Source organism: Candidatus Melainabacteria bacterium RIFOXYA2_FULL_32_9 (assembly GCA_001784615.1).
Lineage (GTDB): Bacteria > Cyanobacteriota > Vampirovibrionia > Gastranaerophilales > UBA9579 > UBA9579.
In genome coordinates, this window is sequence record MFRQ01000101.1 from 1 (window position 1) to 4,922 (window position 4,922).

Sequence of the window (4,922 nt, forward strand, 5' to 3'; positions counted from 1 at the left end):
ATCGTTTCTTTTCCAATACTGCTGTCATACTTCCTCTCTTTACATTTATGACAACAATATCGTCTATTTTTTATTACTTTTCAAACAGCCTCTTAATACTTGGATTTTATCTATATAATATATAGTAATTGGTCTACTTTATTTTGTTATAACAAGTTTATGCTTGTTTTAGTCTAAGTTTTGTAAAGAATTTTTTGGATATCTATTGTGTTTTTTTCAAACCACTGTTAATTATTAATTATCGAGCTTGGATTTTATTTGGAGGTTTTAATGGGGGTAATTTTAGTAATTTGTGATATTGATTGTGATCCTGAAAATCTTGAACCTTATAAAACTGTTGAACTTGGTTCATATGAGTATCTGAATTGTTATTTTAGTACAATAAGCACCCTTTTAGAAGATGGAAAATTGGGAAGCAGGTTTCCGATTTTATTAGAAAGTCTTGATGCTAAAACAAAAATTGAACCTGAAGCTGCTGAGGAATTGTTATCTGAGCTGACAGTTATTACAGAAGAATTAAAAAAATATCCTCCAAGTAGTATTGATTGTGGAAACATTGATACAGAAGAAAGTAACTGGATGCTAGAGGCTCCATTTGATACTTCTGTTGATAATCTTTATGATTATTTTCTAAATATGGAAGAAAATAATTTGACTCAAACTTTCTATGAACTTGCAGCTGAAGCTGCGGAAGAAAATATGAGTCTGTTATATATATTTGAATAGAAAATTTTTATACTAAAAATCTGAAATAAATATAAATAGAACTTATTATCAATGATATAAAGGTGATTAAGACTCCATATTTCATAAACCTGAAGAATGAAATAGGATGTCCGGCTGCATGTGAGGCTTCAGAGACAATAACATTGGCAGCAGCGCCAATTATAGTTGCATTTCCTCCAAGACAAGCTCCTAAAGATAAGCTCCACCATAATGGGTGTATATCCATACTACCTTTTAATTCGTTAATTAAAGGTGCCATGGTTACAGTATACGGAATATTATCTACAATAGCAGAAAGAAACCCTGATGCCCATATGACGAGCATTGAGGTAAAAGTAAGATTTCCATCAGTTATTTCTAGAACCTGATTAGCCAGATATTTTATACCACCTGTTTCTACAAGACCTCCAATTATTATGAATAATCCTATAAAGAAGAAAATCGTTGTCCATTCGACATCATGTAGTATATGTTTAGGGCTTTCAAATAAGAGCAGTATACTGGCACCCAGAAAAGCTACTTGATATGCAGGTATATGAATAACGTCATGCAGTACAAAGCCTATAATAACGAGAGACAAAACAATAGAAGATCTTATCATTAAATTTTTATCTTTAATTGTTTTAGAATTATCAAGGTTAGCTATATGATGCATTAGTTCTGGAGTTGCTACAAGCTGCTTTCTAAACATATAAACTAATATTGCTATAGAAATTATAAGAATAACAATTATAACAGGTGTTAATTCATATACAAAATCCATAAAAGTAAACCCTGCTGCACTTCCTATGATAATGTTTGGCGGATCTCCGATTAATGTAGCTGTTCCTCCTATATTTGAAGCAAGAATTTCAGTGATTAAAAATGGAACAGGGTCAATTTGAAATTCTCTTGCAACAACAAAAGTAACTGGCATAATAAGAATAACTGTGGTTACATTATCTAAAAATGCTGAAGCGATGGCGGTAAATAGAGCTAAAGCTGCCAATACCAGTTTAGGGTTACCCCCGGTTTTTCTTAACAATTCTATAGCCATCCAGTTAAACATCCCGCTTCTGCCTGCAATATGTACGATTATCATCATGCTAATGAGAAGAAATATTACAGAAAAATCTATATGTTCAAAAGCATTCTCTACCGGAACTATACCAAGAATCAAAGTAATTGCAGCTCCTACCATAGCTACAGTTACTTTTGGTATTTTTTCTGTTGCTATCAGGACATATGCTATAAAAAGAATAATTCCAGATGTTAACATTTTTCACTCCCAGTACTAATCACAGTTGTTTTTTTATGTTAAATATAAAGTACACTAATTATTAATATTAGATAAGACAAAGAAAAATATGAAAACTAAAAATATTTTAATATCTGGTTATTATGGTTTTGATAATTTTGGTGATGATGCAATATTGCATACACTCTTACATAATCTTAGAACAAATTTTAAAAATTGCCAAATAACTGTAATTTCAAAAAATCCTGCCAAAATAAAGCAGGATTATGACGTTAATTCTGTTTATACGTTTGATTATAAAGAGATTATTAAACAAATGAAAAGTACAGACTTGTATATTAGTGGGGGAGGGAGTCTTTTACAGGATATTACAAGTATTAAAAGTTTGTTTTATTACTTGGCTTTAATATTTTTGGCAGAATTATTTAAAATAAAAACTTGTATATATGCTCAGGGTATAGGCCCTATAAAAAGCAAATTGGGGAAGATTTTAACAGGGATTATTCTAAAGAAAGTTGATTTAATTACTGTAAGAGATCAACAAAGTAAAGAATTTCTAGATAAGTTAGGTATAAAATCATATTTAACCGCTGATCCTGTATGGAATATTGATTTAAAAAATATGAATAAAAGTAATTTAGTCTTAAATACGGAAAAGCGTAAAGTAGGAATTCAGCTTAGAGACTGGTATTTGCTAAACAATGAAAAATTGGAATATTTGGTAGAGGCTATAAATTTAAATTTTGATGATAATTATCAGCTAATCTTGATTTCTTTGCAGGATTCTCACGATTTAGAGGTCACAAAAAAATTTAATGAAATTTTAAAGTTGAAGAATCCTAATTTTGATATTCATCTGGCATCCAATTTATCAATATCTAGTAGTATTTCATTAATAAGTCAATTGGATTATATTATTGCAATGAGATATCATGCTAGTCTTATTGCTATAAAATCCAGTATTCCTACTTTAGCTATATCTTATGATCCTAAGGTTGAAATTTTATCTAAAGAAGCAGAAATTCCATATATTTTTATTGAAAATTTAAATAAAGAAGAGTTAAATAAGAAAATATGTGAATTAATTGAAAAAAAATCCAGTTATGAAGATAAATTAAGAGATTTCTCGGCTAAAAAGGAACTTGAATCTCGACAAAATGTAGATTTATTGAGTAAAATGTTAGTTGATAAGAAAATAGTCAAGGGTTAAAAATTGAGTGTAACGGCAGAAAAAAGTAATAAAAGAGTTTCTATACTGGGGTATCCTTTAGATCTTGTAAATATGGAAAGTGCTCTGGATATTGCTGAAAATTACATAAAATCAGCAAAAAGTGCTCATATAATTACACTTAATCCTGAAATGATAATGCAGTCAGCCAATAATCCTGTACTTGATGAAGCAATTAAAAATGCAGAATTGATAATACCTGATGGTATAGGAATTATACTCACACTCAGAAAGCTTGGAATATATAATATTGAACAGCTTCCCGGGATTGAATTTTCATACAATTTAATACAAAAGTGTGTTAAGAATAATTATAGAGTAGGTTTTTTGGGTGCATCAAAAGAAGTAATTGAATGTATGATTCAAGAATTTACATCTAAACATCCTTCTATGAATATTGTTTTTGTGCGTGATGGCTATTTTAATACTGAGCAAGAGTTGGGAATTGTAGAAGATCTAAAATCATCAGGAGTTCAGGTTCTATTTGTGGCTCTTGGAGTTCCAAAACAGGAATTATGGATAAAAAAATATAAAGAAGTTTTAGATACAACTGTAATGGTAGGTGTTGGCGGCAGTTTTGATGTATGGGCTAAAAAAGTTAAAAGAGCCCCTTTATTCTTTAGAAAGATAGGATTAGAATGGTTTTTTAGGCTTATAAGTCAGCCATCCCGTTTTAGTAGGATGTTTCCAGTATTACCTTTATTCTTTATTAAAGTCATGTTGGATAAAAAATATACAAGAAAAGAGAGCTGAAATGACTAGATTGTCTGGGTTAAGTGAGAAAGAAATAGCTGAATTATCAAAAATATCAAGAAAAATTAGAGAATATGTTGTAAGTATGATCCATGCTGCTAAGTCAGGTCATACAGGTGGTTCACTTTCAGCAGTAGACCTATTGGTTGTATTATATTTTAAACACTTAAAGCACTATAAAGATTGGGATAAAGATCCTAATTGGCTGGAGAGAGATAGATTCGTCCTTTCAAAAGGGCATGCTTCTCCAACTTTATACTCGGTTCTTGCAGAGAGTGGATATTTGAATGTAGAAGAATTAAAAACATTTAGAGCTTTATATTCCAGATTACAAGGGCATCCTACATATGGAAGGTTGCCTGGAATAGAGGTTTCAACCGGTTCTTTAGGACAGGGACTATCACTTGCTAATGGTATCGCTTTAGGATTAAAGCTTGATAATAGATCGTCCAGAGTGTATTGCCTTTTAGGTGATGGTGAAATTCAAGAAGGGCAGGTTTGGGAAGCGGCTATGTCTGCAGCCCATTATAAGCTTAATAATATCACTGCAATTGTAGATAGAAATTGTTTGCAAATAGATGGTAATACTGAATGTGTTATGTCTCTTGAACCTGTTGAAGAAAAATGGAAAGGTTTTGGCTGGCAAGTTATTAAGATAAACGGGCATGACCACCAGGAAATTTATGAGGCTCTTCAGCAATCCATTAGTTTAAGTCAGGAAAAAAATTCACCAGTTATGATCATTGCTGATACTGTTAAGGGTAAAGGTGTTAGTTTTATGGAAAATAATCCATCCTGGCATGGGAAGGCTCCAAATGATGAGGAGCTTAAGAAGGCTTTAGAAGAAATAAGAGGATTATAGATAAATTATGTTAACGGATAAAGTAATTAAAGCTTCTCCAAGGGCTGCTTATGGTGAAACCCTTATAGAATTAGGGCATAAAAATCCAAATATAGTTGTATTTGATGCGGATTTAT

The 4,922-nt window shown here is 31.1% G+C and carries 5 protein-coding genes and 1 pseudogene (1 of these 6 running past the window's edge); 5 read left to right on the forward strand and 1 reads right to left on the reverse strand.

The genetic code is table 11. The annotated features are described in order from the left end of the window. Positions 1-270: 270 nt before the first annotated feature. Positions 271-726 (forward strand): hypothetical protein, encoded by a 456-nt coding sequence (locus tag A2255_09100; GenBank protein OGI19217.1) that lies wholly within the window; start codon positions 271-273, stop codon positions 724-726. A 7-nt stretch (positions 727-733) separates the two neighbouring features. On the opposite strand, the gene A2255_09105 is transcribed toward A2255_09100, so the two are convergent. Continuing rightward, positions 734-1,984, reverse strand: coding sequence for a hypothetical protein (locus tag A2255_09105; protein OGI19218.1), 1,251 nt, complete (start codon positions 1,982-1,984; stop codon positions 734-736). Between the two features lie 88 nt (positions 1,985-2,072). Here A2255_09105 and A2255_09110 point away from each other — a divergent pair, with 88 nt between their 5' ends. The 4 genes and pseudogenes from A2255_09110 to A2255_09125 all read left to right on the forward strand — a co-directional run. Continuing rightward, a complete protein-coding gene (locus A2255_09110) occupies positions 2,073-3,173 on the forward strand; it encodes a polysaccharide pyruvyl transferase CsaB (protein ID OGI19219.1) in 1,101 nt (366 codons plus the stop codon). 72 nt (positions 3,174-3,245) lie between these two features. Beyond that, entirely contained in the window at positions 3,246-3,944 is a 699-nt protein-coding gene (locus A2255_09115) for a hypothetical protein (protein OGI19223.1), read from the forward strand. Position 3,945: 1 nt separating this feature from the next. Beyond that, on the forward strand, positions 3,946-4,806 hold the full coding sequence (locus tag A2255_09120) for a transketolase (protein ID OGI19220.1): 861 nt from the start codon (positions 3,946-3,948) through the stop codon (positions 4,804-4,806). A 7-nt stretch (positions 4,807-4,813) separates the two neighbouring features. Beyond that, positions 4,814-4,922: pseudogene (locus tag A2255_09125) on the forward strand (hypothetical protein); it runs 854 nt beyond the window's last position.

What these genes read in the sequence shown, in the direction of transcription:
- A2255_09100 (OGI19217.1), top strand. Translation starts at nt 271, where the DNA reads ATGGGGGTAATTTTAGTAATTTGTGATATTGATTGTGATCCTGAAAAT.
- A2255_09105 (OGI19218.1), bottom strand. Translation starts at nt 1,984, where the DNA reads ATGTTAACATCTGGAATTATTCTTTTTATAGCATATGTCCTGATAGCA.
- A2255_09110 (OGI19219.1), top strand. Translation starts at nt 2,073, where the DNA reads ATGAAAACTAAAAATATTTTAATATCTGGTTATTATGGTTTTGATAAT.
- A2255_09115 (OGI19223.1), top strand. Translation starts at nt 3,246, where the DNA reads ATGGAAAGTGCTCTGGATATTGCTGAAAATTACATAAAATCAGCAAAA.
- A2255_09120 (OGI19220.1), top strand. Translation starts at nt 3,946, where the DNA reads ATGACTAGATTGTCTGGGTTAAGTGAGAAAGAAATAGCTGAATTATCA.